The organism is Arthrobacter sp. Ld5 (genome assembly GCF_051172775.1).
GTDB lineage: Bacteria > Actinomycetota > Actinomycetes > Actinomycetales > Micrococcaceae > Arthrobacter_D.
Window position 1 is genome coordinate 19,861 of record NZ_JBPKBO010000023.1, and the last position, 24,108, is coordinate 43,968.

Genomic DNA, 24,108 nt, shown 5'->3' on the forward strand with positions numbered 1-24,108 from the left:
ATCACATCGCTCTTGTACTTCACCATTGACACAAGGACCATGCTCCGCTTGTATTGCACTAACAGTACAAGTAGCGTCAGGAGAACATCGTGGGATTGATCTCGATAGTGATTGTGGTCGTGCTGGTGGGTTTCCTGGCGGTCGGGGTGTGGTGGGCTGTCCGGCGAGCAGTAGTCGGCACTCATGACAGCGACATCAGCGAACAGGAACTCTCTGCCACTACCAGAAACCAGGTGTCCTCGGTGTTCAGGGGGGAGGCTCGCGCGGCCGTCGCGGCTTTGATCCTTGGGGGTTCAGGCGCTGCTGTGATGTGCCTGATCGGGTCCTGGTGGGACCGGGGGTACGGGGTCACGTACGCTCTCGCTGGTGGGGTCGGAGCCTTGCTCGGCCTGCTGGTTTACTCGTTTTATCCCAGACCTGCATGGCTGTCAGGGAACGGCGATCGTATTGTCGCTGAGCTCTCTCCACGCGGCCCTACGTCCTTCGCCCGGCAATGGGTCTTCGGTCTACCGCTCAGCGCCGCGATCATGCTCATTTTCGGGCTGGCACTCACGGGCAGCTACTCCGCGACCGACGAGAACGGCCTGCACCGCGTCTTCGAGCGCCGCGCCCTTTCGGGCTGGGCACTGGAGAATGAACAGGTAGTGGATGTGCAGTACAACCTGTCAACCAACGGGCCGTTCCCCGGCTGGTACTACGCAATCCCCGTGATCATCTGCACGCTCTTCCTCATCGCTACTGTCTATTGGGCGTTGCATCGCGCCGCCGCTGAGCCGCGGCCAAGCTCAACTGACCTCTTCAGCGCAGACACGCTCCTCCGCTCGCACCGCACGATGTTCATCATGTCCGCCTCCAGCGCCGCCCTCGCATCCCAAATCGCCGGTCTTGCTGCGATTACTGGGACCGTCCTGGCCGCAGCACACCGCGATCCTGTCCCTACAGTGGATTTGAACACGGTCGCCGGTACGATCCCCGTGGAACCAGGACATACCCTCGGAGTGATCCTGCTTCTGCTCTCCCTGATTGTCGCTATTGCTGCAGTCGCTCTCCTGATCAGAGCCTGTTCGACCATCGCCTCCTTATGGTCGGCGGGAGGGCAGATGCGGACTGAGCAGTCTCAACCCGTGCGATGATCAGCATCGACCCCTCGTCACCGCTCTCACCGGTCGAGCAGATACGTTCACAGCTCGCGGCGCAGATACGCACAGGTCAGCTCCCCGCGGACACCCGGCTCCCTCCCGTACGGCAGCTCGCAACCGATCTGCGAGTCTCCGCCGGGTCCGTGGCGAAAGCGTACAAAGAACTCGAAGGCGCAGGACTGATCCGTACAGCACGAGCGGCAGGAACACGCGTGAATCCCGGCCATGCAACCACCAAGCCTCTCCTCCGCGCAGCAGAAACTCTCGCGCTTCAAGCAGCCGAAGAGGGTCTAGGCCTCACAGAAGCACAGGGGCTACTGGCACATGCATGGACGCAGATGCAGTCCGCATCCAGATAAGCGCCCCGGCCTTGATATAGCTCTGGTGGGAAGTGTTCAGCCGGAGAACCCGCTACCGAGTGCCGATCGATCCCAGCCCGCTGCCAGCCCTCCCGGCGATCCGGCCAAAGGCTCCTTGTGCGGCAGGATGTTTCTGCCCGTCAGGTGTTTTCGGTTCGTTGCCGTGGGGCGAAGAGGCCCAGGCTGTAGGTCAGCAAGATGAGCGCCATGATCAGACCTGATCCGACGGCCGCTCCAAGAGCGCTGGCTTGAGTGCCGATGAGTAGGCCCAGACCACCGATCAGGATGAGGACGCCGCCTAGTGTGTAGAACATGCGCTCCTTGAAGGCCCAGGCGAAGGGCAGGAAGTGCGAGCCTACGACGAAGGCGATCAGTGCCGGCCGCAGTTCGAGTCTGCCTATCGTTTCGAGCAACCGGCTGCCGGCCGCAATTAGCGCGAGCTCTCCAACGACGCACGCAACGTACACGCCGATGTGTGATCGTCGAGGAGGGACGAAGGGACCCAGGAAACGTGGGGCGGCGAACAGGAACCAGAGGGTCGCGCTGACGGCCGCGATGACCAGGAGGCGCGCCCCAACCGATCCTGGGTCGGAGAACCCGGGCGTGTAGGAGAAGACGAAGACACAGGCGCCGACCAGCCCGATAAGCGTGCCCATTCGCCGTGGGTCCGCGAACCTGGGGGGTGTGCCGGTCAGATCTTGATGACGCGTGCTGGTATCGCTCACTGATGGAGCCTCCCAGACCCCGACCCCGCTGGCTAGCCCCACCCTGAAACTCGCGAAGCGAAGTGCGCCGCAGTTGATCTTTGGGAAGCCGCGCCAGCTATCACCGCAACACACGACAGTGGGTTTTTTGCGCACTGCCATCGAGCACGGCAACCAGCCCGGCAAAAAGGAGCCGCCTTGTGTTGTGTCCGTCGTTTTGGGTGTCGTCAAACGGCGTCTACCCCGCAGTGAGGACACCACGGAGACCTCACCGGGCAGAAACCACATAGCTTTGGCGCGGCGAGTGACTATGGCGCGGGCTGTTGGCGGCTGCGTGACTACAGATTGTCACCCAACGGTGCAGCCGACCCGACCTTCAGCAACCCCCCAACCCTGTCACTGGACCCACAAAAACAGCGCCACAGGTCAGGCGTGATCTTTGCTGTCGTCCTTGCCGGTGGTTGGAGCGTTGCGTTGTTCGAGGATCAGTTCGGCTCCTCGACGGGCCTCGATGCTGATGATGTAGGTGTGTCCGAGGACTGCCGATGTCATCGCTGCATCGACCCAAAGCCCGCTTGGTGGAGTGACGTTCTTCGAAGAGAGGGCCCGAGCGAAGATCCGTCGTGCGTCCTGCACCGATAATCCGCGCGCTTGGGAGACAGTCTCGAAAATAGCTACCTGGAGGTCAACCGCCTCGGTGTGCTCCACCGAATCCTCGGACCGCTCATGATCGCCGCCCATCGGAAACCTCCCTCATGTGGTGATGCTGATTGCGGCATACGACCGATGTCGCCTGTCGTAATTCTCGAAGGCGGAGGCCGCGCCCCTCCCCTGACGCCTGTTCCTACCGGGCAGACGCTCGTTCCGCAGCGGTCGGCTCTCCCGGCAACTCGGTCCCCCGGATGGAAGCACCGGCTGTCTCGCGTGCGAAGGGCAGCGCGATCATTCCGATGAGGCAGGCGGCCATCATGTAGAACGCGGGGACGAGCAGGTTGCCGGTCGCGGCGATCAGCGCGTCATTCACCAGCGGCGCGGTCCCACCGAAGATCGCGGTCGCCAGGTTGTAGGTGATGGCGAATCCGGCGAAACGCACCTGGGTGGGGAACATCGCGGGGAACGTCGCGGAGATCGTCGCGAGTTGCAGGACGTACAGGGCGCCGAGGACGGCGAATCCGATCAGCGCGCCGACGAAACCGGTCCCCATCAGCAGATACATGGGGATTGCCGCGACGAAGAGGCCACCCATCGATGTGAACCACATGGGTTTGCGCCCCACGCGGTCGGAGAGACCCCCGGCGAAGGGAATCAGGCACATCATCACGAGCTGCCCCACCAGGATCAGGGTGAGTGAGCCGTCCGCCGTGAGGCCGATCCGGGTCTCGAGGTAGGTGGGCATGTAGCTGAGCAGGGTGTAGTTCGCGACGTTCAAAGCGATGACGAGCCCGGCCATCGCGAGCATCGGGCGCCAGTACAGGGTCGCCAGATCCTTGATCCGGGATCCTGCTCCGGATTGCGCCTCGGCGTCGTCCTCGAATTCACGGAAAACCGGGGTGTCCTCCAGTTTTGATCGCAGATACAGGCCGATGAGCCCCATCGGGCCGGCCACGAGGAAGGGCAGCCGCCAGCCCCATTCCGTCATCGCCTGGTCCCCGAGGATGAGCTGGAGGAACAGGGTGATCGCCGTGCCGAGGGCGAAGCCGAAGATGGTGCCGAACTCGAGGAAGCTCCCGAAGAAGCCGCGTTTGCGGTCCGGGGAGTACTCGGCCATGAACGTGGCCGCGCCTCCGTACTCGCCGCCGGTCGAGAACCCTTGGACCAGGCGCAGGAGCACCAGCAGGGCAGGAGCCAGGTAGCCGATCTGATCGAACGTGGGCAGGAGTCCGATGCAGAAGGTGGCACCCGCCATCAGGATGATGGTGAGGGCGAGGACCTTGCGGCGACCCAACCGGTCGCCGAGGGGACCCCACACGAAACCGCCGAGAGGCCGGACTAGGAAGGACACCGCGAAGGTCGCCAGTGCCCACAGGGTCCCGGATCCCTCGTCACCTCCCGGGAAGAAATTCGCGGTGATGTAGCCGACGACGACGGCATAGACGCCGTAATCGAACCACTCCGTCGCGTTACCTACGGCGGAAGCGCCGATCGCTCTCCGTATGGTTTTGCGCCCTTCGGCAGTTTCGGTGTGGGAGACAGCAGTACTGTCATGGTCCGTAGCTTTTCCTGCCGATGCCATGCGGGCGGCGACCTCCGTGCATTCGATGGTGTGGGAGGGCGCGGCAGAGAGGCCAGGCGCCCAAGAGCCATCCACGGTACACAGCATGCTGAGCAACTTCCAGCCGATCAGCTCTCGTAGGGGCCGGGCGGGTCACCGCCGCAGGGGATCTCGAGCGCGGACTCGCTGAGTACTACGTCGTTGTTGTCGCGGCTCTCGCAGAACCGTTCGGTGTTTCTGGGCAGTGGATGTTCGAGGTCCGCTTTTGCAGGGGTGAACAGACTAGGGGCTGGGCTGTATGGGCTGTTGTTCGATGTCGTTGAGCTGGGAGAGGAGACCGGCACGAATCACGGGGTCGAGCGTCGATGCCTCGACTGCTGTCCGGACGCGCGCCAGGTGCCCGCGGAGAGCGGGCGCGTGGGTAGGGAAACTCTTGGCCCGGGACGCGCTGATCGTGACCTCGGAGAGCATGGCGATGCTCCGGCCTGCTGTTCGAGGGTCGGTGAAGGCGTAGGTGATGAGTTGGTCCATGACGAGATCGAGGAGCTCCGCGAAGGAGGGAAGTGTCAGGTTCACCCTGGCTTGATCGTTCGTGTCGTAGAGCGTGATGGGTCCGGTCGTCCTGGCGGTGAGGGAGCAGAGCACCGCGGAGATATGGCTGAGGGCGTGGACGGCGGTCGTGGGGTCGTTGACGCCGGGCGAGAGAGCCTTGTCGGTGACATCGAGGAGTTGTTGCAGCCCGAACGAGGGGTCCTGCGTGGAGGTGCGCTCAAAACCTGTTCTCAGTGACGTGGACACCGCGTCGTCCAGCTCAGCGAGCCGGTCACCGTCGAGCGGGACCTCCCCTGCACTCCATACCCGGGCCACCGGGATGCCGGCCACGAGTGATGTCCCAGGCGCCACATCGAGGGACACGAAGCCATCAAGTCGCGCCGCAGCCGCCACGAGGGCCCTGGTGTCGATGCGGGTGAGGAAACCCGAGGACGGTGCGCGGATCGTGTCCGGCCGGCTTCCCGGCGCCGGGACGCTCGGCCTCCGCGCGTCGTGCTCGGGGAAGACACGCTCCAGCGTTTCGTCGGTCTCGCGATGGACATCACGCAACATGGTCTCCACGCGGATCTGCCGCGCTAAATGAGCCAGGAAGAGGACGAGGCCCACGACGCTGCCGACAGTCAGCGCGAAGGCTGTGGTCACGGCGATCTCGGGAACGAACCCAGACCCGGCACTGGTTTCCACCCGGATGCTCCGCAGCACCGTGAGAGCGAAGACGAACGTCGCAAGGAACAGGGCGAGCGTGTTGTGGACGAAGCGATCCCGCGTGAAGGTGCGCAGGAGACGCGGGGAGAACTGGCTGCTTGCGAGCTGCAACGTGACGACCGTCAGGGAGAAGGTCAGCGACGTCACGGTGATAGTCGAACCGGCGATCGTCTCCAGCAGTGACCGTGCCGCCTCGGGACCCCCGCCGAACAGGATCCCGGACACCACCGGCGGCATGCTGTCGTCAAGCTGCCGGTCGAGAGAGGGAAGGACCTGCCCGAGGATGAGCGCCAGGATGACGGCGAGGAGGGGAACAGGCCACAACTGGGCACGCAGGGACTCCCGCACGGACTCCTTATTCATATCCATGATGCTCAGTCTGAACCCTTCATGATCAAGGCCTGCATACGGTTCGGTGAAGCGTGGGGTACCAGTCTCTCGGCGGTCAGGGCCCTTGTAGGATGCTTATGCCTTGGTCCTGTGGCTGAGGGACGCCCCTATGACCGCCGTGGCCGGCATCATTCTTCGCTGTCCAGGCCTCGGTGTAGAAGTCCGCGGAGCGCGAATCCAGCAACTCTCCGTAGCGGCGGGGGTCCATGGCCTGTGCCGACCCGGCTGGGATCTCCGGGGCGAGGACGGACACCCCGAGCCCTGCCTGCCGGTCCTTCAGTGTCAGTCCGGCGGCTTCGAGGAGGGTCGGGTACAGGTTCAGCTGGTCCACCCCGGCGCGGAGCGCGCCGTTGCTGCCATCGACGGCGCCGCCGGGGATCCAGAGCCGGTTGAAGATGGTGCGGTCGGGGTGGTGGTCCAGTTGTTCGTGGAACTGGTCGTTCGCATTCATGTGCTTGAGGTGATCCCCCATGATCACCACGGCGGTGTCGTCCAGGTAACCCTTCTCCTCCATGTGGTCCACGAACCCGGCCACCTCGGTCATGGAGCAGGAGAACACGGAGGCGAGCTCGTTCGCCGTGTCCACCGGGCAGTAGTCGTGGACATGCGCGGGTTCGTGGGTGTCCAGCGTGAGGATGGACAGGTTGAACGGGGTGCCGGTCGCCTCCGCGTCAGCATGCAGGGCGTCGATCTCGTCCCGTGCGTGGGCCAGGAGTCGCTGGTCGCTCAGACCCCAATCGCTGCGGAAACTCGTCGAGGGTTCGCCGGTGGCGCGCCAATGGGCGAGATCCTTCACCACGGAGTAGCCATGGTTGCGCAGGAACGTCTCCTTGGCCGCGAAGGCGGCATTCGCACCGCCGAGGAACATGCTGGTGTAGCCGTGCTCCTCGAGGACATCGCCGAGGCAGGTGGTCCCGCCCAGGTAGGTGGCGACGTCGCCCTGCTCGTCGAATGCGCCGTTACTTGCTGCGGCGAGGACGCCTTTGAGGGGGATGCCGCACTGGGTCGAGACGAGTCCGGCCATGGTCCAGCCACCACCCCTGTACTGCTGGAGATCGTCGATGCTCTGCCAGCCGTCCGCCTCCTGGGTCGCGTCCTTCAACGAGGCGAAGGCATCCTTCTCGAAGAGCTGGTCGTCAGCAAGGGTGGCTTCGCCCGATTCCAGGTAGATCAACACCAGATTGCGCTTCTGCCCCTCACCGGTGATCACGGGATCCACGGTGTACTCGCCGAGGTCGTACCGCGAGTTTCCGCCCTCGATGTAGTCCCCCACGGCCACCACCTCGGAGAACGCGGTGGTGCCTCCGACGGCCATCGTGGCAACCAGGAGGGCGAAGGCGGTGCGCGCACGGTTACGACGGCGATAAGCAGTCAGGTCGCCGGCCGACGGGTACCGGCGACGTCGGCGGTGCCGCCACGCCGCGACGCTGCCGGTGATCACCAAGGGCAGGACCCCGACGCCCAGGACACCGATCCACACGAGCGCTCCGCCGCCACCGTCGGTCTCCACGGACACCAGGTTCAGGACCATCTGGTTCACCGAGATCGAGCCCCAGAATGAGCGAATGAGTGCGGCCGCGATGAGCAGCGCGATCCCCGCCCAGAGCAGGACGTAGAACACGACGCGACCGAGGACAAGACCGACCCGCCGCGTCATGTCACGGCTTCCGTCGGACACAGCGACAGCTTTGTACGGTGGATTCGAGCATGGTCGTAAGCCCCCTCTGGACACCCGCTGGCTTTGGCGCAGCAAGAATTCAGTCTCTGACGCTACCCCGCATATCTGAGAGGACGCTGTCACAAGAGTGAACCCTGTTCCGCTACGCCTGCGGACTTCCGTTCAGCGGATAAACAGTTGATGACGGAGAGGACACGGGGCGGAGACGATTCTGCATCGGCCGCGGGGGCGAGGTTGCAGGGCGATAACGGGGCAGCTGCCGAGTTTGAGATGGCCCTCCTGCCATGCCTACCGTGGCCGTTGGCTTGATGCCCACCCGAAGCAACCGAACGGCCGGATGGCCACCGATGCCTTCCTGGTCGCCCTTCCTGAAGGAGACGACGAGATCTACGAGACGACAGACCGAACCCGGGGTACGCGATGCGACGCCGCTTACCGCCACCCCGCCGCCCGATGAAGAGGACGCTCCCTTCCGCGTTCGGCTCGGGCTCTGTCCTCAGCACTGTCTTTGCGTTCCTGGGCATCAGTGCCCTGACGGGTGTGCTCGCCGCGGGCCTGTTGGTGCCGGTCGCCGCCGTCGCCGGGACGGGGGCTTCGGCCTCCATCGAGTTCTTCGAGGACCTCCCGGCCGAACTGGAGCGTGACGCCCTGGCGCAGCCGACCACGATCGTGGCCGCGGACGGGTCGCTCATCGCGACCCTGTACGAGGAGAACCGGCAACCGGTCCCCCTCGACCAGGTATCCCAGGACATGCAGGACGCCCTGGTCTCCATCGAGGACTACCGCTTCTACGAGCACGGCGGCGTGGCGCACCCGCGAGTTCCCCGGGCATCTCCGGCACGGGGACGGGCGCGTCGTCGGCCGCGCCCGAGGGGGCGGATGTGCGACGGTCCCCGTTGCCGGCGGCGTCGTCGACGGCGAAGATCGGCGTGCCGACCTCGATGGTCTCGCCCTCCGCGACGAGCAGCTCGGACACCGTCCCCGAGAAGGGGGAGGAGAGTTCCACGAGCGACTTCGCGGTCTCGATCTCGCAGATGATGTCATTGACCTCGACCGGCGCCCCGGGAGCCACCTTCCATTGCACGATCTCCGCCTCGGTGAGGCCTTCACCGACGTCGGGCAGGTTGAACGTCTTGCGCGTCATGATGGTCCTTCAGTATGCGAAGGCACGGTCGAGTGCCTCGAGGATGCGGTCGATGTCCGGCAGGTAGTGCTCCTCCACGCGGGCCACGGGATAGGGCATGTGGAACCCGCCGACCCGGATGACGGGGGCCTCGAGCGAGTGGAACGCGCGCTCGGAGACCCGTGCGGCGATCTCCCCGCCGATCCCGCCGAACGTCGGCGCCTCGTGGGCGACGATCAGGCGGCCGGTGCGCGTCACCGATTCCGTGACGGTGTCGAAGTCGATCGGCGAGATGGAGCGCAGGTCGATCACCTCGACGCTGCGCCCGTCCTCCTCCGCCGCCGCGGCCGCGGCGAGGGCGACGGGCACGAGCGGGCCGTAGGCGACGACGGTCGCGTCCGTGCCGGCGCGCAGGACGTGGGCGGAGAACGGGTCCCCAGCGGGCGCCGAGGTGTCCACGTCGCCCTTGAGCCAGTAGCGGCGCTTCGGCTCGAACACGATGACGGGATCCTCGCAGCTGACGGCCTGCTGGATCATCCAGTAGGCGTCCTGCGGGTTGGACGGCGTGATGATCCGGAGCCCCGCGGTGTGCGCGAAGAGCGCCTCGGGGGACTCCGAATGGTGCTCGACGCTGCCGATGCCGCCGCCGTAGGGGATGCGGATGACCACGGGCGTGCTCAGCATGCCGTCGCTGCGCGTACGCATCTTGGCCAGCTGGGTGGTGATCTGGTTGAACCCGGGGAAGACGAAGCCGTCGAACTGGATCTCGCAGATGGGCCGGTAGCCGCGGAGCGCGAGGCCGATCGCCGTGCCGATGATGCCGGATTCGGCGAGCGGGGAGTCGACGACGCGCATCGCCCCGAAGTCCCTCTTCAGCCCGTCCGTCACCCGGTAGACACCCCCGAGCTCACCGATGTCCTCGCCCATCAGCAGCGTCTTCGGATCCTGCTCGAGGGAGGCGCGCAGACCCTCGTTGATCGCCTTCGCGATGGTCATGGTCGCCATCAGGCGTGCTTCCCTTCGTCGGCGAATCCGGCTTCGTACTGCTGGAAGAAACGGAGTTCCTCCTGGACCAGCGGGTGTGGTTCCGCGTACACGGCCGCGAAGCGGCTTTCCAGATCGGGCACCGTCATGGACAGCACGGCGTCGCGGAGGGCGGTGGCCATGGTCCGGGCCTCGACGGCGAGCTCGTCGAAGAACGCGTCGTCGGCCAGACCCTGCGACCGCAGGTGGGCCTCCAGCCGGACCAGCGGGTCGCGGGGCTGCCACTCCTGCTCGTCACCGGACAGCCGGTACTTGGTGGGGTCGTCGGCCGTCGTGTGGGCGCTCATCCGGTAGGTGTAGGCCTCGATGAGGACGGGCCCCTTCCCGGACCGGGCATGGTCGAGGGCCCAGCGCGTGACCGCTTCCACGGCGACGACGTCGTTGCCGTCCACCCGGACGCCCGGGAACCCGTACCCCTCGGCCCGCCGCGCGAGCGGGACCCTCGTCTGGACGGCCGCCGGGACGGAGATGGCCCACTGGTTGTTCTGGCAGAAGAACACCACGGGGGCGTCGAACGAGGCCGCGAAGACCATGGACTCGTGGACGTCTCCCTCGGAGCTCGCGCCGTCGCCGAAGTAGGCGACGGAGGCGGCGTGCGGCAGCGAGGGGTCGGCGAGCTGGTCCCGCTGGATGCCCATCGCGTAGCCGACGGCGTGCAGGGACTGCGCGGCGAGAACGAGCGTGTAGAGGTGGAAGTTCCGCTCGCGGGGATCCCACCCGCCGTTCGTCACTCCCCGGAAGAGGCGCAGGATCTCCGCCGGCTGGACGCCACGGGTGAGCGCGACGCCGTGCTCCCGATAGGTGGGGAAGGCGTAGTCCTGGGGCTGCAGGGCGCGTCCGGACCCGATCTGCGCGGCCTCCTGGCCTGTCAGGGGCACCCAGAGCGCCAGCTGGCCCTGACGCTGCAGGGCCGTGGACTCCTGGTCGAAGCGCCGGATCAGGAACATGTCCCGGTAGAGGGAACGCAGGTGGTCGGGCTCCGCGGCGAGGTAGGGCGAGAAGTCGACGATCTCGCCGGCGATCTCTGCGGTCAGCCCGCCGGCCATCGTCCCGTCGGGGGCGAGGACCTGCAGCATGTCCACCCCGGTCTCCTGCGGGGCGCCGGTCGCGGAGTGGGCGGCACGCAGGACCTCCTCGACCTCGAACTCCGCTGCAGGCACACCGCTCATTCTCGCTCCTCACATGACGCATAACATTCCCTCAGGGGCATGTATGTCGTAAGTCATACACGGGAAAACATATGTTCCCGGCACATACGGGATCAAGACTAGTCACGCCGGACCCGAGGGCCTATTTTGTGTCTGCCCGACCCGCTCAGGGGCGGTGTGCGTACTCCCGGCACAGGTCGAGGAAGCGGGTGTTGGCGGCCTCCTCGCCGATCGACACGCGCACGCCTTCCGCACCGAAGGCCCGCACGGACAGGGCGCGTTCCCCGGCCTTCGCCGCGAAGTCCTGGGTGTGCTCGCCCAGCGCCAGCCAGACGAAGTTGCCCTCAGCGTCCGGGATGCGCCAGCCCAGGTCGCGCAGCCCCTCGACGACGCGCATGCGCTCGTCGACGATCGACTGGACGCGGGCCTCGACCTCCTCGATGTGGCGGAGCGATGTCACGGCGGCGTGCTCGGCGATCTGCGAGACGGCGAACGGGACGGCGCCGACGCGCAGGTGCTCGGTGAGGGTCTGCTGGGACACCGAGTAGCCGACGCGGAGGCCTGCGAGCCCGTGGGCCTTGGAGAAGGTTCGCAGCACGATCACGTTCGCGTGCTCGCGGTACAGCTCGATGCCGTCGACGGCGTCCGGACGCCGCACGAACTCCTGGTACGCCTCGTCGATCACCACCACGACGTGCGGCGGCACCGTCGCCAGGAAGCCTGTCACCTCATCCCGGGTGAGGACAGGCCCGGTTGGGTTGTTGGGGGTGCACAGCAGGATGACGCGCGTGCGGTCGGTGATGGCCGCCGCCATGGCGTCGAGGTCGTGGGTGCCGTCCTCCCGCACCGGTACCTGCACGCCGGCAGCTCCCGCGAGGCCCACGCTGATCGGATAGGCCTCGAAGGAGCGCCACGCGTAGACCACCTCGTCGGGTGCGTCGAAGTCGTTCTGTCCCGCGAAGGTCGCCAGGATCTGATTCAGGGCGCCGAGGCTGCCCGCACCCGTGACGATGTCCGTCGCGGGAACCCCGAGATAGCCCGCGAGTTCGGTCCGCAGCGCCGTCGTCATGGGATCGGGGTACCGGTTGATCGAGGTCTCGGAGGCGATCGCGGCGAGGACGGCGGGCAGGGGAGGCAGGGGATTCTCGTTCGAGGACAGCTTGAAGCTCTCGAGCCCCTCGACCACCACGGGCGGCTTCCCGGCCGCGTAGCGCGGAAGCCTGCCGAGGACTCCGCGCGGGCGGATCCCGGGTGCCTCGGCCGCCGGGCCTGTCGATGGTGCAGGACGGTCCTCGATCGATGTCATGGCCATAGCCTAGACCGCCCATCCGTCGCGCGGCGTCCGGCCCCGGGCGGTGGAGCGCCGCCGGCCGGGGGCCGACGCGTGGCCGCGAAGGAGTAGCGGCGCGCCACGCCACCGGCTCCGGCGGTGGCCAGCAGCGCGGCTGCGGGCCCGAGCGACGGTGCGTCTCCCGCGTCGACGAGGCGCGCGCCCTGCGCATAGCTCCCGAGCTTGTGAGCCGGGCCGAGGCCCCAGGGCTCGGCGGATCCGTCGGGCCGCTCCCCCAGTTCCGGGACCGGAGTGGCGAGGGTGACGGTGGTCCGGTGGCGGTCGTCGGCGTTCCAGGTGGAGTCGAGGTCGGGGACCATGTCCGCCTCGTGTTCGAGGTGCAGGTACTCCGTGGCGCCGGTTCCGGACCAGCCGGTGGGCGAACCCACGGTCAGGACCAGGCGGACGTCGTAGCGGCCGCGCAGCCCGTCCGACTCCGCGAGGTTGACCGCGTGCAGGCCCCCCTGGCTGTACCCCGCGACCAGGAGCGCGTCCCCTTCCCGTGCGCCGGCCCGCCCGAGCGCCTGCAGGACGGCCTCCTCCGTGAAGCGGCTGTCCTCCGCCAGGGCCTCGGCGATGCCCGCCACGTCGAAGGGATTGCTTCCCGCCGGCCCTCCGGGGCCCGCCGATTGCGTACCGGGCAGGACGACGACGTAGACCGGATCCTCGTCGGACCCTGCCCGCAGCACCTCGAAGGTCCCGGGGTCGTCGCCCTCGACGGCGGCCAGCCGTTCCAGCACGCCGCTGACCGTGCCGTCGAACGGCACGGCGGTTCCCGCGTCGACGGCGTCCAGGTCGATGGGACCGACGGTCAGGGCGGCGTGGTCGAGAGCCGCCCGTGCGAGGTTGTGGGCCGCACCCTCGGACGCCCGGCGCGCGGCCTCGGTCGCGGCGAGTGCGACGTCGTCCGCCAGACGGTAGGCGAACAGGCCGGCGCGGAGCCGCGTCTCGGCGGTAGCGAGCGTGCGGGCGTTGTCCAGGCAGGCGCTCCAGGCCCCGCCGAGCTGCGTCAGGGCCGCCTGGTACGGCGGACCGGCCACGCCTCCCGGGAGGTCGAGGTGCAGGATCCGCCACGGGAGCTCGCTGACGTCGCGGTCCAGGAACCCGACGCCGACGGCGACATCCCCCGTGTCCGCTGCGAGGAGCGCCAGGACGCGGACGGCTTCCTCCAGTTCCTCCCACTGGAACCGGATCCCGCCGATCCCGCCGCGGACGGCCATGTCTCCGTCGTCGCCCACGACGGGGCGCAGCCCGTCCGTCACAGCCCCGCCCCGCGCTGCCGCGCCTCGGCGTCCCGCACCAGGCGGGCGAAGGCCCCCAGGTCCCGCGCGGCATCCTCGAGCAGGTCCACGGTGCGCCCCAGTTCCCCGCACCGCTCCCCGAGGTAGGCACGGAAGTTCGCGCCGGCGGGAGATTCCCAGGAGAGCAGGCCCACCGCCAGGGCGTGCCTGCGGATGTCCTCCAGCTGCCCTGCATGAAGGCGCAGCCGGGCGGCCATCGCCGCCACCTCGGAACTCACGACCGCCCACGCCTCACATGACGCTTCACGGTGCACCCCGCCATCCATTCCGGCTCCCCTCTCGTGCTCGCCCCTCAACGCTAGGAGCGGAAGAAGGACGCCCCCGCCGCGGGGTCGATATGTGGACAGGAATTGAAGGTGACACCCGCCGTCGACACCGTGAAAGGATGGAGGAATGGCTGACTCCGCGCTCTCCCGGACCGAATTCGCTGCTCTGTCCAGAGGGGAGGGGACGTCACTGACGCTCGGCCCGCTCGACGGCCGGTATCGCGGGGCCGTCGCCCCGCTCGTCGACTTCCTGTCGGAGGCGGCGCTCAACCGGGACCGCGTCCACGTCGAGGTCGAATGGCTGATCCACCTGACACGGCATGCCGTCCTCCCCGGGACCGGCCCCCTGGACGCCGGCCAGGAGGCTCGGCTGCGCGCGATCGTCACGTCCTTCGATGCGGAAGCCGTGGCGGAACTCGGCGAGATCGAGGCCGTCACCGTGCATGACGTCAAGGCGGTGGAGTACTTCATCGGACGGCGGCTGGACGGTATCGGGATCGGCCACCTGAAGCCCCTCGTCCACTTCGGCTGCACGTCCGAGGACATCAACAACCTCTCCTACGCCCTCGGCGTGAAGGGCGCCGTCCTGGACGTCTGGCTGCCCGCCGCCCGGGCGCTCGTCGCGTCGATCGCGGACCTGGCGCGCACGGCGCGGGACACCCCCATGCTCTCGCGCACGCACGGCCAGCCCGCCACGCCCACCACGCTGGGCAAGGAGATGGCCGTCGTCGCGCACCGCCTGACGCGACAGCTCGACCGCATCGCGGCCACCGAGTTCCTCGGGAAGATCAACGGCGCCACGGGCACGTACGCCGCCCACTACGCGTCCGTCCCGCAGGCGGACTGGCAGGACGTCGCGCGGTCCTTCGTGGAGGGCCTCGGCCTGACCTGGAACCCGCTCACCACACAGATCGAGTCGCACGACTGGCAGGCGGAGCTGTACTCCGACGTCGCCCGCTTCAACCGGATCCTGCACAACTTCTGCACCGATGTGTGGAGCTACATCTCCATCGGCTACTTCGCGCAGATCCCGGTGGCGGGCGCCACCGGGTCCTCGACGATGCCGCACAAGGTCAACCCGATCCGCTTCGAGAACGCGGAAGCCAACCTGGAGATCTCCTCCGGCCTGCTCGACGTCCTGGCGTCGACGCTCGTGACCTCCCGCTGGCAGCGCGACCTCACGGACTCGTCGAGCCAGCGCAACATCGGGGTGGCCCTCGGGCACTCCCTGCTGGCCGTCTCGAACGTCGCGAAGGGTCTCGCGCGGCTCGACGTCGCCGAGGAGGTCCTCGCGGCGGACCTCGACGGCAACTGGGAGGTCCTCGGCGAAGCCGTGCAGATGGTCATGCGCGCCGAGGCCATCGCCGGCGTTCCCGGCCTCGACGACCCGTACGAGCGCCTGAAGGATCTCACCCGCGGGCACCGCGTGGACGCCGGCCGCATGCGCGAGTTCGTCAGCGGCCTCGGCCTCAGCGCGGACGCGGAGCAGCGGCTCCTCGCCCTGACCCCCGCCGGCTACACCGGGATCGCCGCGAATCTCGTCGACCACCTGCGCTGACCGGACGCCGGCCGGGCGCCGGGCAGCAGCCACCATTCACATGTCGCCCCGGAAGGGCCCCATGCCACGAACCCCCGCACCATCGGGATCACCCGCACTCATCGGGGCGAGCCGCTCCTCGCTCCACGTCATGAGCTTCAACATCCGGTACGACCGCCCGGCGGCCCGTCCCGACGACGTGGACTACTGGCCGGACCGCATCGCACCCCTGCAGGACCTGCTGCGCCGGGAGGTCCCGGCCGTCCTCGGCGTCCAAGAGGCCCTGCACCACCAGCTGCGGGTGATCGAGGCGGCACTGCCGCCGAGGTACCGCATGATCGGGGCCGGCCGGGACGGCGGGAGCCGCGGCGAGTACTCGCCCATCTTCTACGACGCCCGGCGGCTGCGGCTCATCGAATGGGACCAGTTCTGGCTGTCGGACAGCCCGAAACTCATCGGCTCGTCCACATGGGGCAACGGCGTGACGCGCATCGTGACGTGGGGCCGCTTCCACGACACCGGATCCGACCGCGAGATCCTGCTCGTGAACACGCACTTCGACCACGAGTCCGAGAACGCGCGGATCCGCAGCGCCGACGCAGTGCTCGACCTCGTGCGCTTCTTCCGCCCGGCGCTGCCCACCATCGTCATGGGCGACTTCAACTCCGACACCGGGTCCTCGTCCGCGTACCGGACCTTCCTCGACTCGGACGTCCTCCTCGACTCCTGGACCCGGGCGGACGAGCGCCTCACGCCCGCCTACGGCACCTTCCCCCGCTACGACAGCCCCGTGGACGGCGGAGCGCGGATCGACTGGATCCTCACCACCCCCGACGTGCTGGTGCGGCAGGCGGCGGTCAACACCTCCACCCTGGACGGCAGGTACGCCAGCGACCACGCGGCCGTCCAGGCGCTCGTCGAGATCCCGCGCCTCCGGCACGAGCCCGGCGACACCGAGCCGCGCCGCTAGGCACCCCGGGCCCCCGGGCCTCCGGGCCGGAACGCCCTTGACGTCCCCTGCACGGCGCCGGACGCTGTGGGGATGGAGTGGATCGCCGGCGTCCTCACCGCCGAGGACTACGAGGTGGGACGGCAGATCGCGCAGCGCGGCGTCGCCGCCGTGTACCTTCTCGCGTTCCTGTCCGCCGTCGCCCAATTCCCGGCGCTGCTCGGCGAGAGGGGCCTCCTGCCGGTCCCGGTGTTCCTCGAACGGGCGGGCCGTCGCGCCGGCCCGTCGCTCTTCCGCCGCGGCTACACGGACCGCAGGCTGCGGGTCGTCGCGTGGACCGGGGCGGCCCTGGCCGCAGTGCTCGTCCTCGGCGTCCCGCAGGCCGGACCCCCATGGGTGCCCCTGATCACCTTCCTCCTCGTGTGGTGGCTGTACCTGTCCATCGTGAACGTGGGCCAGGCCTTCTACGGGTTCGGCTGGGAGAGCCTGCTGCTGGAGGCCGGGTTCATCGTCGCGTTCCTGGGGTCCACGGAGATCGCGCCGCCGTTCCTGGTGCTCCTGATGATCCGCTGGCTCGTCTTCCGGCTCGAATTCGGGGCCGGAATGATCAAGATGCGCGGCGACCGCTCCTGGCGCGATCTCACCGCCCTGTACTACCACCATGAGACCCAGCCCATGCCGAACCCGGCCAGCCGGTTCTTCCACCTGCTCCCGAAGCCGCTGCATCGCATCGAGGTCGCGGGCAACCATGTCACGCAGCTCGCCGTCCCGTTCCTGCTGTTCACACCGCAGCCGGTGGCGGGATTCGCCGCCCTGGTGATCATCCTCACCCAGGGCTGGCTCGTGCTCTCCGGGAACTTCGCCTGGCTCAACACCCTGACGATCATCCTGACCTTCGCCGCCGTGCCCGATTCCTTCTACGAGGCGGTGTTCCCGGCCCTGGACCTGTCCGGCGACTACCGGCCGACACCGCTGTACGTGACGGTCGTGGTCGTCCTCGCGATGCTGGTCCTCGCCTACCTGAGCCGGCCGGCGCTGCTGAACCTGTTCGCCCGCCGGCAGCTCATGAACGCGAGTTTCAACCGGTGGCACCTCGGCAACGCCTACGGGGCGTTCGGGAGCGTGACGAAGGTCCGGTACGAGGTGGTCGTGGAGGGAACGCTCGACGCCGTGGGCCCGGGCGCCCGATGGCACGCCTACGAGTTCAAGGGCAAGCCCGGCGACCCCGCGAGGATGCCGCGCCAGTTCGCCCCCTACCACCTGCGGCTGGACTGGATGATGTGGTTCCTCGCCCTGGGGTCGGAGCGGGGCTGGTTCACGCCGTTCCTGGTCAAGCTCCTCCAAGCGGACCCGCTGATCCTGAAGCTGCTCCGCACCGACCCCTTCGACGGCGAACCGCCCCGCTACGTCCGGGCCCGCATCTTCCGCTACCGCTTCTCCACCCGGGAGGAGAAGCGCGCCACCGGCCTGTGGTGGATCCGCGAACCGCAGGGCGTCCTGGTGCACCCGGCCTCACTGCGCGCCGACGTCCCCTGACGCTGCGGCCGGTACCTCCTCGTCCCCGCCGAGCAGGATCAGCCGCTTCTCGTGCGCGTCCCACCGGCGGACGGCGCCCGCGCCGAGCCGCTCGGCAGCGCGGTCCCGCAGGAGGCCGATGGCCGTGGCCAGCTGGTCGGCGGTCAGCCCGTGACCCAGCGTGATGTGCGGGGTCCAGGCGCCGGGGACGGTCGTGGGCGCCGGGTCGTCAACGCCCTCCAGGGCGGCCCAGATCCGGCGGTGCAGACCGGTCAGGGCGTCACTGCCGATGACCTGCCGGGCGAGCACGTACCTGCGCCGGGTCGGGAAGACGAGGAACCCGGCGGCGGCCAGCTCCGTGGGACCGCCCCGCGCCGCGTCCGCGAGGCGGGCGTCGTAGCGGTCGTCGATGCGCCCGGCAGCCGCGAGCGTGACGTGCGGACTGTTGCTGAAGGACAAATGGCGCGACTGGTTCGGCAGGCCCGCGGCCTCGAGCACGGCCCAGTCCTCGAGCAGGACGAGTTCGGAGGGCGGGTCCAGCAGCAGTTCGACGCTATCGGCCATGCCGCACCCGTCCTCCGGCCGGTCCCGCCCTGCGGACCCCGCACTGCACCGGGATCAGCGGCGCCGTCGTCGGAAGTCCCCGACGCCGGCCGAGCCGTCCACCTCGGTGGCACCCGTCCGCGGATTGCGCTGCGGACGCTGGTAGGCCAGTTCGCCACCGCTGCGTCCGCCGAACGGCCGTCCGTGGTCCGCGTACTCCTCGCGGAAGAACGCGAGCGCCCACCCCCCGAACTGGACGCGGGCGCCCGTCCGCAGGACGGTCGGTTCCCTGGCATTGACGCTGCCGGTGGTGGCGCCGTGCGGCACCAGCACGTACTCGTCGTCCTCCGTGTGGAGGACCTCGGCGTGCAGTTCGTCGAGGCCGCTGAGCCGGAGCGTCGCGTCCTCCCCGCTGCCGATCGTGGTCCTCTCGGCGACCAGCTCGAACTCACGCGGCACCTGGCCGGACCACGTCGCGGAGTCCTGCACGAAGATGAGACGTGGCCGCCCCGAGCCCCGCACGTAGTGCGTCGTCGTGATGGAGCGCCGGATCCGGCGGTTGACCGTCGGCACGAGCGGGAACGGCGTGGACGGCGGGATGAGCGACGGAGCATCACCCTTCTCCAGGACACGACGACCTACCCCGAGCAGGGGCGCGAGCGTGCCGGGTGAGCCGAGGCGGATGTGGGGGGACCGCGTGACGAGCCGCTGCGCCAGGGAGGTCTCCACGGCGCCGAGGCCGACGATCAGCCCCTTCGGCCCGGAGACCGAGACCGCCACGCCGCGCTGCGCGAGCCGCCGTGCGACGTCCCGCACCAGCCCGAGGCCGGGGAGGTTGTTGCCCCGGAAGGACCCGGGGTTGTCGACGAAGATCTCGATGGTGGAGCCGGCAGCCTTCACGGTGCCGGAGAGCCCGGCTTCCGGCTTGCCATCGATGGCGGGCTCCCCCAGCGAGAAATCGATGTCGATGTCGAACCTGAGTGCTGAGGCCATGATCTGCGCGGCGATCAGCTCGCGTGCGGGTCGGAGCCGCTGGATGCGTTGTCGCTGGTCGTGATCCGCAGGGTTCCGTTGAACTTCCAGGTGGCGCGGGGCGCGTCGGGGCCGATGTCGCGCGGGACCTCGACCGTCATGTCCTCCAGCGTGTAGTTGATCGCGGCGCCGCGACCGGTGAGGTAGGCCCACATTTCTTCCGCGAGGTCCGTCCAGTCGCGGATGGTGTGGGACTCGCCCGTGCTGACGCCTGAGGTGTTTTCGGTCATGTCGATTCCTTCGTCGGTGATTCAACAATGACAGACGTCCTCTAACTCCGTCTGACGTGATGAAGCCCACGATAGCCGAGCCTCAGGCCGCGCGGAACCCGCCCGCCGTGCGGGGCGGGTCCCGGGTCGCCGGATCACCAGCGGGGGTGCACGGCGGCCCTGAAATGGCGGTCGTAGATGTCGGTCACGGCGGCGTCCATCCGCGCACCGAGGTCCCCGTGCTTGGCCGCGGCCGCGTTGGCCCGGGCCTGCTCCGGGTTGCGCGCGCCGGGGATGACGGTGCTCACGCCCTCCTGCGCGATGATCCAGGCGAGGGCCGCCTGGGCGGTCGTGATGCCGTCGGGCACGAGGTCCGCGAACTGGCGGGCGGCCTCGACGCCGGTGCCGTAGTCGACGCCCGAGAAGGTCTCCCCGACGTCGAACGCGGCGCCCGCGCGGTTGTAGTTGCGGTGGTCGTCCTCGGCGAAGGCGGTGTCCGCCGTGTACTTGCCGGACAGGAGGCCGGAGGCCAGCGGGACGCGCGCGATGATGCCGACGCCGGCGGCCTGCGCCGTGGGCAGGACCTCGTCGAGCGGCTTGAGGCGGAACGCGTTCAGGATGATCTGCACGCTCGCCGTGGTGCCGCGGGCGATGGCGGCGAGCGCCTCGTCGGTGCGCTCCACGCTGACGCCGTAGTTCCTGATGGCGCCCTCCTCCACGAGGGTGTCGAGGGCGTCGTAGACCTCGTCGGAGCTGTAGACGGCGGTCGGCGGGCAGTGGAGCTGGACGAGGTCCAGCGCGTCGACGCCGAGGTTGGTCCGCGACCGGTCGATCCACTGGCGGAAGTTGTCCAGCGTGTAGTTCTCGGGGGCCTGCTCGACGCGGCGGCCCATCTTCGTGCCGACGAGGATGTCGAGCTCGGGGTTGTCCCTGAGGAAGGCCCCGATGGTCGATTCGCTGCGTCCGTCCCCGTAGACGTCCGCGGTGTCGAAGAAGGTCACCCCGGCCTCGACGGCCGCCTCGAGGACGGCGACGGCGTCCTTGTCCTCCACCGCACCCCAGTCCGCGCCGAGCTGCCAGGTGCCGAGGCCCACGACGGAGACGGGGCGGCCGGTTCTTCCAAGGGTTCTCTGTTCCATGCCTCCGACTATAGGCCGGGGAGCGTGGCCTCCCCTGCCTCCACGGGCCGGCTTGCTTTCCCGGCTGGAGGGCCCCCTGTTCGTGCCGCTCGGCCGGTGCCGTCCGTCACCGCGCCCGTCACCGCGTCCGCACCGGGAAGCCAACGGGCCGCTTCGAGGTGGAGGGCCGCCCGGCGCTCGGGGTCCATGCGGTCGAGGAGCACCACGCTCATGCGGGATCGGGGGTTGCGGGCGAACAGGTCGCGGTGGTCGTCCACGAACTCCCAGTAGAGCGCGTCCCAGCTGACCCGCCACGGGCCGTCCTTGAAGTCGCTCATCTTCCTGATGTAGTTGCTGCCGCTGACGTACGGCTTCGTGGTGATCATGGTCCCCGCCGCGAACTGGCTCATGGCGTACACGTTGGGCACCATCACCCAGTCGTAGGCGTCGATGAACATCTCCATGAACCACGCGTAGACGGCGTCCGGCTTCGCCCGCATGAGCAGCGTCGCGTTGCCCAGCACCATCAGCCGCTCGATGTGGTGGGCGTAGGCGGTGTCGAGCACGCGGGTGATGACGGTGTCCACGGGGGCGAGGCCCGTCGCGCCGGTCCACCAGCCCTGCTCCAGTTCCGCCGTGAACCCGAGGGTGTTGCCGGTCCGCATCTCCCGCCCGCGGATCACGTAGGACGCCCGGATGTACTCCCGCCAGCCGATGATCTGGCGGAGGAACCCCTCGACGCTGGCGATCGGGGTGGCGTGGCGGTCGGCGAAGTCCAGGGCGAGGTCCACCACGTCGGCCGGGCTGAGGAGCCCGGTGTTCATGCTGGAGCTCAGGGCCGAGTGGAAGAGGTAGGTCTGTCCCTCCGCGATCGCGTCCTCGTACGGTCCGAACAGCTCGAAGCGCTCGGTGAGGAACGCCTCGAGGGCGTCGGAGGCCTGCCGGTGCGTGACGGGCCAGTTGAAGGACTCCGCGGCGCCGGGGTTGTCCGGGAACGCACCCTGCACCCACTCGATGGCGGCGGCGACCTCCGGGGGCCGCTCGAACCGCGGCAGGCCCGGCAGGTCGAGCTTCTTCGGGAGCTTCTTGCGGTTGTCGGCGTCGAAGCTCCACTTCCCGCCCGTCGGGGAGCCGTCGGCCTCCACCATGATCCCGAGCCGTTTGCGCTGCCACTCGTAGAAGGTCTGCATGCGCCAGGTGTGGGAGGAGAAGTAGGTGCCGAGGACGTCGCGCGGCGTGAGGAACTGCGGGGTCTCGAGGACCCTTCCCCTCACGCCGGCGTCGGCGAGGGTCCGCGTGAGCCGCCGGTCGAGCCAGTCGTCGACGACGTCGTAGTAGCTCACATGCGTGGCCCCCCGGTCCGCGAGCACGGCCGCCAGCCTCTGCTGGCTGGTGTCCTCCGCGGAGGTCTCCACGTGGTCGACGGTGTAGCCGGCGGCCCTGAGCCGTTGCGCGAAAAGGGTCATGGAGGCGCGGTGCAGGACGAGCTTCTGTTGGTGGAACCGCAGGCTGCGGAACATGAGGTCATCCTCGAGGAGGACGAAGATGGTGTCCGGGGACGCCTCGAGATGCTCCTCGAACAGCTGATGCGGGAGGACGAGCTGGACGTGCACGGCGGTGCCTTCCTGCAGGGGGATGGGCGTCGGGGCCACCCTAGCGCCCGCCGCCGACAGGCCCGGGTGCTTGACGGTGAGCGGGCTCGGTGGTTCGGTGGGGACCACCGACCGGCTCCGGAAGGACCCCATGAGATCGCTCTGGCTCGACACCGCCCCGCCCATCCCGGCCGATACCCTGCCGGCCGGCGCCGCCTTCGACGTCGTCGTCGTCGGGGCCGGGCTGACCGGCCTGACGACGGCGCTGCTGCTGGCCCGCTCCGGCCGGCGGGTGGCCGTCCTCGAGGCCCGGACCGTCGGAGCGGTGACCACGGGCAACACCACCGCGAAGCTCTCGCTCCTGCAGGGCACGGGCATCTCGGCGATCCTGAAGCACCACGACGTCGGACTCGCCCGCGCCTACGTGCTCGGGAACCGCGAGGGGCAGAGCTGGCTGCTGCGCTTCTGCGACGAGAACGGCATCGGGTACCAGACCCGGGACGCCGTCGAGTACGCGACCACCGACACCGGGGCGCGCGCGCTCACGACCGAGCACGAGGCGTGCGTCGCGGCAGGGCTCAACACCGAGCTCGGCAGTGCGGCCACCCTCCCCTTCCCGGTCCGGAAGACGCTGCGCCTGAAGGACCAGGCGCAGTTCCACCCTCTGGAGGTGCTGGCCGGACTGGCTTCCGAGTTCAGGCGCCACGGCGGAACTCTGGTCGAGGGCGTGCGGGTGGAGGGCGTCGCGGCGGCTCGCGCGGACGGCATGGACGGCGTGGAACTGAAGACCACCGCGGGCGCGGTGACGGCGTCGGACGTCGTCCTCGCCACCGGCATCCCCATCCTCGACCGCGGCGGCTACTTCGCCGTGCTGGAGCCCATGCGCTCGTACTGCGTGGCCCTGACCGTGGAGGACGACGTCCCGCAGGACATGTACCTCAGTGCGGACTCCCCCACGCGGTCGCTGCGCACCGCCGTGGTCGGCGGCACCCGGTACCTGATCGTCGGGGGCAACGGCCACAAGGTGGGCCACAGCTCCAACACGCAGGCCCGTGTGGACGGCCTCACCCGGTGGGCGCAGGAGTACTTCCCGACGGCGCGCCCCGCCTACGCCTGGTCCGCCCAGGACTACACGCCCGCGGCGGCCGTCCCCTACGTGGGCAAGGTGCCCGCCGGCGGCGGCCACATCTACGCCGCCACCGGCTACAACAAGTGGGGCATGACGAACGCGGCCGCGGCCGCGCTGGCCCTCTCGGGCAAGATCCTCGGCGGCAACATGCCGTGGGCCGACACCCTGTACCGGACCAGGGTCAGCCCCGCGGACGCGCTCCAGACGGCGCGGGAGAACGCCGCCGTCGGCCTGGACATGGTCACCGGCTGGCTGGGCGGCCTCGGCCGGACCTCGTCCTCCACCCCCGGTGAGGGCGAGGGCCGCGTGGTCCGTGAGGGGGCGCGCCCGATCGGGGTGTGCACGGTGGACGGCGTGCAGCACCGGGTGTCGGCCGTCTGCCCCCACTTGAAGGGGATTCTCACCTGGAACGACGCCGAGCGGTCCTGGGACTGCCCGCTCCACGGATCGCGCTTCACCGCCGACGGGACGCTGCTCGAGGGCCCGGCGACGTCGGACCTCGCCGACACCCGGCGCTAGCGCGGCGAGGTCCG

Annotated in this window: 22 protein-coding genes and 1 pseudogene; 7 read left to right on the top strand and 16 right to left on the bottom strand. The window is 68.8% G+C overall.

Features of this window, described 5'->3' with window-relative positions; translation table 11 throughout:
- Positions 1 to 89: 89 nt before the first annotated feature.
- Positions 90 to 1,133, top strand: a complete 1,044-nt coding sequence (locus tag ACSGDB_RS12675; RefSeq protein WP_434995159.1) for a hypothetical protein — start codon at positions 90 to 92, stop codon at positions 1,131 to 1,133.
- On the top strand, positions 1,130 to 1,498 hold the full coding sequence (locus ACSGDB_RS12680) for a GntR family transcriptional regulator (protein ID WP_434995161.1): 369 nt from the start codon (positions 1,130 to 1,132) through the stop codon (positions 1,496 to 1,498). The genes ACSGDB_RS12675 and ACSGDB_RS12680 overlap by 4 nt, the downstream gene beginning before the upstream one ends.
- A 140-nt stretch (positions 1,499 to 1,638) precedes the next feature.
- Here ACSGDB_RS12680 and ACSGDB_RS12685 read toward each other — a convergent pair whose 3' ends face one another.
- The 5 genes from ACSGDB_RS12685 to ACSGDB_RS12705 all read right to left on the bottom strand — a co-directional run bounded on the left by ACSGDB_RS12685 (position 1,639) and on the right by ACSGDB_RS12705 (position 7,718).
- The gene (locus tag ACSGDB_RS12685) at positions 1,639 to 2,223 is read right to left on the bottom strand and encodes a DUF7010 family protein (protein WP_434995162.1); all 585 of its coding nucleotides are present in this window, start codon (positions 2,221 to 2,223) and stop codon (positions 1,639 to 1,641) included.
- Positions 2,224 to 2,628: 405 nt separating this feature from the next.
- Positions 2,629 to 2,943 (bottom strand): hypothetical protein, encoded by a 315-nt coding sequence (locus ACSGDB_RS12690; RefSeq protein ID WP_434995164.1) that lies wholly within the window; start codon positions 2,941 to 2,943, stop codon positions 2,629 to 2,631.
- A 103-nt stretch (positions 2,944 to 3,046) separates the two neighbouring features.
- Complete coding sequence (locus tag ACSGDB_RS12695) at positions 3,047 to 4,435, bottom strand: MFS transporter (protein ID WP_434995165.1); 1,389 nt, start codon at positions 4,433 to 4,435, stop codon at positions 3,047 to 3,049.
- Positions 4,436 to 4,696: 261 nt separating this feature from the next.
- Complete coding sequence (locus tag ACSGDB_RS12700) at positions 4,697 to 6,040, bottom strand: DUF2254 domain-containing protein (RefSeq protein WP_434995166.1); 1,344 nt, start codon at positions 6,038 to 6,040, stop codon at positions 4,697 to 4,699.
- Positions 6,041 to 6,116: 76 nt separating this feature from the next.
- Positions 6,117 to 7,718, bottom strand: a complete 1,602-nt coding sequence (locus tag ACSGDB_RS12705) for a sulfatase-like hydrolase/transferase (protein ID WP_434995167.1) — start codon at positions 7,716 to 7,718, stop codon at positions 6,117 to 6,119.
- A gap of 474 nt (positions 7,719 to 8,192) precedes the next feature.
- On the opposite strand from ACSGDB_RS12705, the gene ACSGDB_RS12710 reads away from it, so the two are divergent.
- Complete coding sequence (locus ACSGDB_RS12710; protein ID WP_434995205.1) at positions 8,193 to 8,777, top strand: transglycosylase domain-containing protein; 585 nt, start codon at positions 8,193 to 8,195, stop codon at positions 8,775 to 8,777.
- Here ACSGDB_RS12710 and ACSGDB_RS12715 read toward each other — a convergent pair.
- From ACSGDB_RS12715 to ACSGDB_RS12740, 6 genes and pseudogenes are all read right to left on the bottom strand, one after another.
- Positions 8,692 to 8,883, bottom strand: a pseudogene (locus tag ACSGDB_RS12715) (biotin/lipoyl-containing protein); the annotation flags it as partial. The gene ACSGDB_RS12710 and the pseudogene ACSGDB_RS12715 overlap by 86 nt on opposite strands.
- 9 nt (positions 8,884 to 8,892) lie before the next feature.
- Positions 8,893 to 9,867, bottom strand: a complete 975-nt coding sequence (locus tag ACSGDB_RS12720) for an alpha-ketoacid dehydrogenase subunit beta (protein WP_434995169.1) — start codon at positions 9,865 to 9,867, stop codon at positions 8,893 to 8,895.
- Positions 9,867 to 11,075 carry a pyruvate dehydrogenase (acetyl-transferring) E1 component subunit alpha gene (gene pdhA, locus ACSGDB_RS12725; protein WP_434995170.1) on the bottom strand — a complete coding sequence of 403 codons (1,209 nt, stop codon included), beginning with the start codon at positions 11,073 to 11,075 and terminating at the stop codon, positions 9,867 to 9,869. Before pdhA ends, ACSGDB_RS12720 begins: the two co-directional genes overlap by 1 nt.
- A gap of 145 nt (positions 11,076 to 11,220) precedes the next feature.
- Entirely contained in the window at positions 11,221 to 12,360 is a 1,140-nt protein-coding gene (locus ACSGDB_RS12730; RefSeq protein WP_434995171.1) for a histidinol-phosphate transaminase, read from the bottom strand.
- Positions 12,357 to 13,646, bottom strand: coding sequence for a hypothetical protein (locus ACSGDB_RS12735; protein ID WP_434995172.1), 1,290 nt, complete (start codon positions 13,644 to 13,646; stop codon positions 12,357 to 12,359). Before ACSGDB_RS12735 ends, ACSGDB_RS12730 begins: the two co-directional genes overlap by 4 nt.
- Positions 13,643 to 13,903, bottom strand: a complete 261-nt coding sequence (locus ACSGDB_RS12740) for a hypothetical protein (RefSeq protein ID WP_434995173.1) — start codon at positions 13,901 to 13,903, stop codon at positions 13,643 to 13,645. Before ACSGDB_RS12740 ends, ACSGDB_RS12735 begins: the two co-directional genes overlap by 4 nt.
- 175 nt (positions 13,904 to 14,078) lie before the next feature.
- Here ACSGDB_RS12740 and purB point away from each other — a divergent pair, with 175 nt between their 5' ends.
- The 3 genes from purB (at position 14,079) to ACSGDB_RS12755 (ending at position 17,973) form a co-directional block, all read left to right on the top strand.
- On the top strand, positions 14,079 to 15,509 hold the full coding sequence (gene purB / locus ACSGDB_RS12745) for an adenylosuccinate lyase (protein ID WP_434995174.1): 1,431 nt from the start codon (positions 14,079 to 14,081) through the stop codon (positions 15,507 to 15,509).
- Positions 15,510 to 15,570: 61 nt separating this feature from the next.
- Positions 15,571 to 16,458 carry an endonuclease/exonuclease/phosphatase family protein gene (locus tag ACSGDB_RS12750; protein ID WP_434995175.1) on the top strand — a complete coding sequence of 296 codons (888 nt, stop codon included), beginning with the start codon at positions 15,571 to 15,573 and terminating at the stop codon, positions 16,456 to 16,458.
- A 72-nt stretch (positions 16,459 to 16,530) separates the two neighbouring features.
- Positions 16,531 to 17,973, top strand: coding sequence for a lipase maturation factor family protein (locus ACSGDB_RS12755; protein ID WP_434995176.1), 1,443 nt, complete (start codon positions 16,531 to 16,533; stop codon positions 17,971 to 17,973).
- On the opposite strand, the gene ACSGDB_RS12760 is transcribed toward ACSGDB_RS12755, so the two are convergent.
- From ACSGDB_RS12760 to ACSGDB_RS12780, 5 genes are all read right to left on the bottom strand, one after another.
- Positions 17,950 to 18,516, bottom strand: a complete 567-nt coding sequence (locus ACSGDB_RS12760) for a 2'-5' RNA ligase family protein (protein ID WP_434995177.1) — start codon at positions 18,514 to 18,516, stop codon at positions 17,950 to 17,952. The two genes, ACSGDB_RS12755 and ACSGDB_RS12760, sit on opposite strands and share 24 nt — an antisense overlap.
- A 54-nt stretch (positions 18,517 to 18,570) precedes the next feature.
- Complete coding sequence (locus ACSGDB_RS12765) at positions 18,571 to 19,488, bottom strand: FHA domain-containing protein (RefSeq protein WP_434995178.1); 918 nt, start codon at positions 19,486 to 19,488, stop codon at positions 18,571 to 18,573.
- A gap of 14 nt (positions 19,489 to 19,502) precedes the next feature.
- A complete protein-coding gene (locus tag ACSGDB_RS12770; RefSeq protein ID WP_434995180.1) occupies positions 19,503 to 19,757 on the bottom strand; it encodes a hypothetical protein in 255 nt (84 codons plus the stop codon).
- A 134-nt stretch (positions 19,758 to 19,891) separates the two neighbouring features.
- On the bottom strand, positions 19,892 to 20,875 hold the full coding sequence (locus ACSGDB_RS12775) for an aldo/keto reductase (RefSeq protein WP_434995181.1): 984 nt from the start codon (positions 20,873 to 20,875) through the stop codon (positions 19,892 to 19,894).
- A gap of 8 nt (positions 20,876 to 20,883) precedes the next feature.
- A complete protein-coding gene (locus tag ACSGDB_RS12780) occupies positions 20,884 to 22,620 on the bottom strand; it encodes a cryptochrome/photolyase family protein (protein WP_434995182.1) in 1,737 nt (578 codons plus the stop codon).
- Here ACSGDB_RS12780 and ACSGDB_RS12785 point away from each other — a divergent pair.
- Entirely contained in the window at positions 22,598 to 24,094 is a 1,497-nt protein-coding gene (locus tag ACSGDB_RS12785) for an FAD-dependent oxidoreductase (protein WP_434995184.1), read from the top strand. The genes ACSGDB_RS12780 and ACSGDB_RS12785 overlap by 23 nt on opposite strands.
- The last annotated feature ends 14 nt before the right edge of the window (positions 24,095 to 24,108 follow it).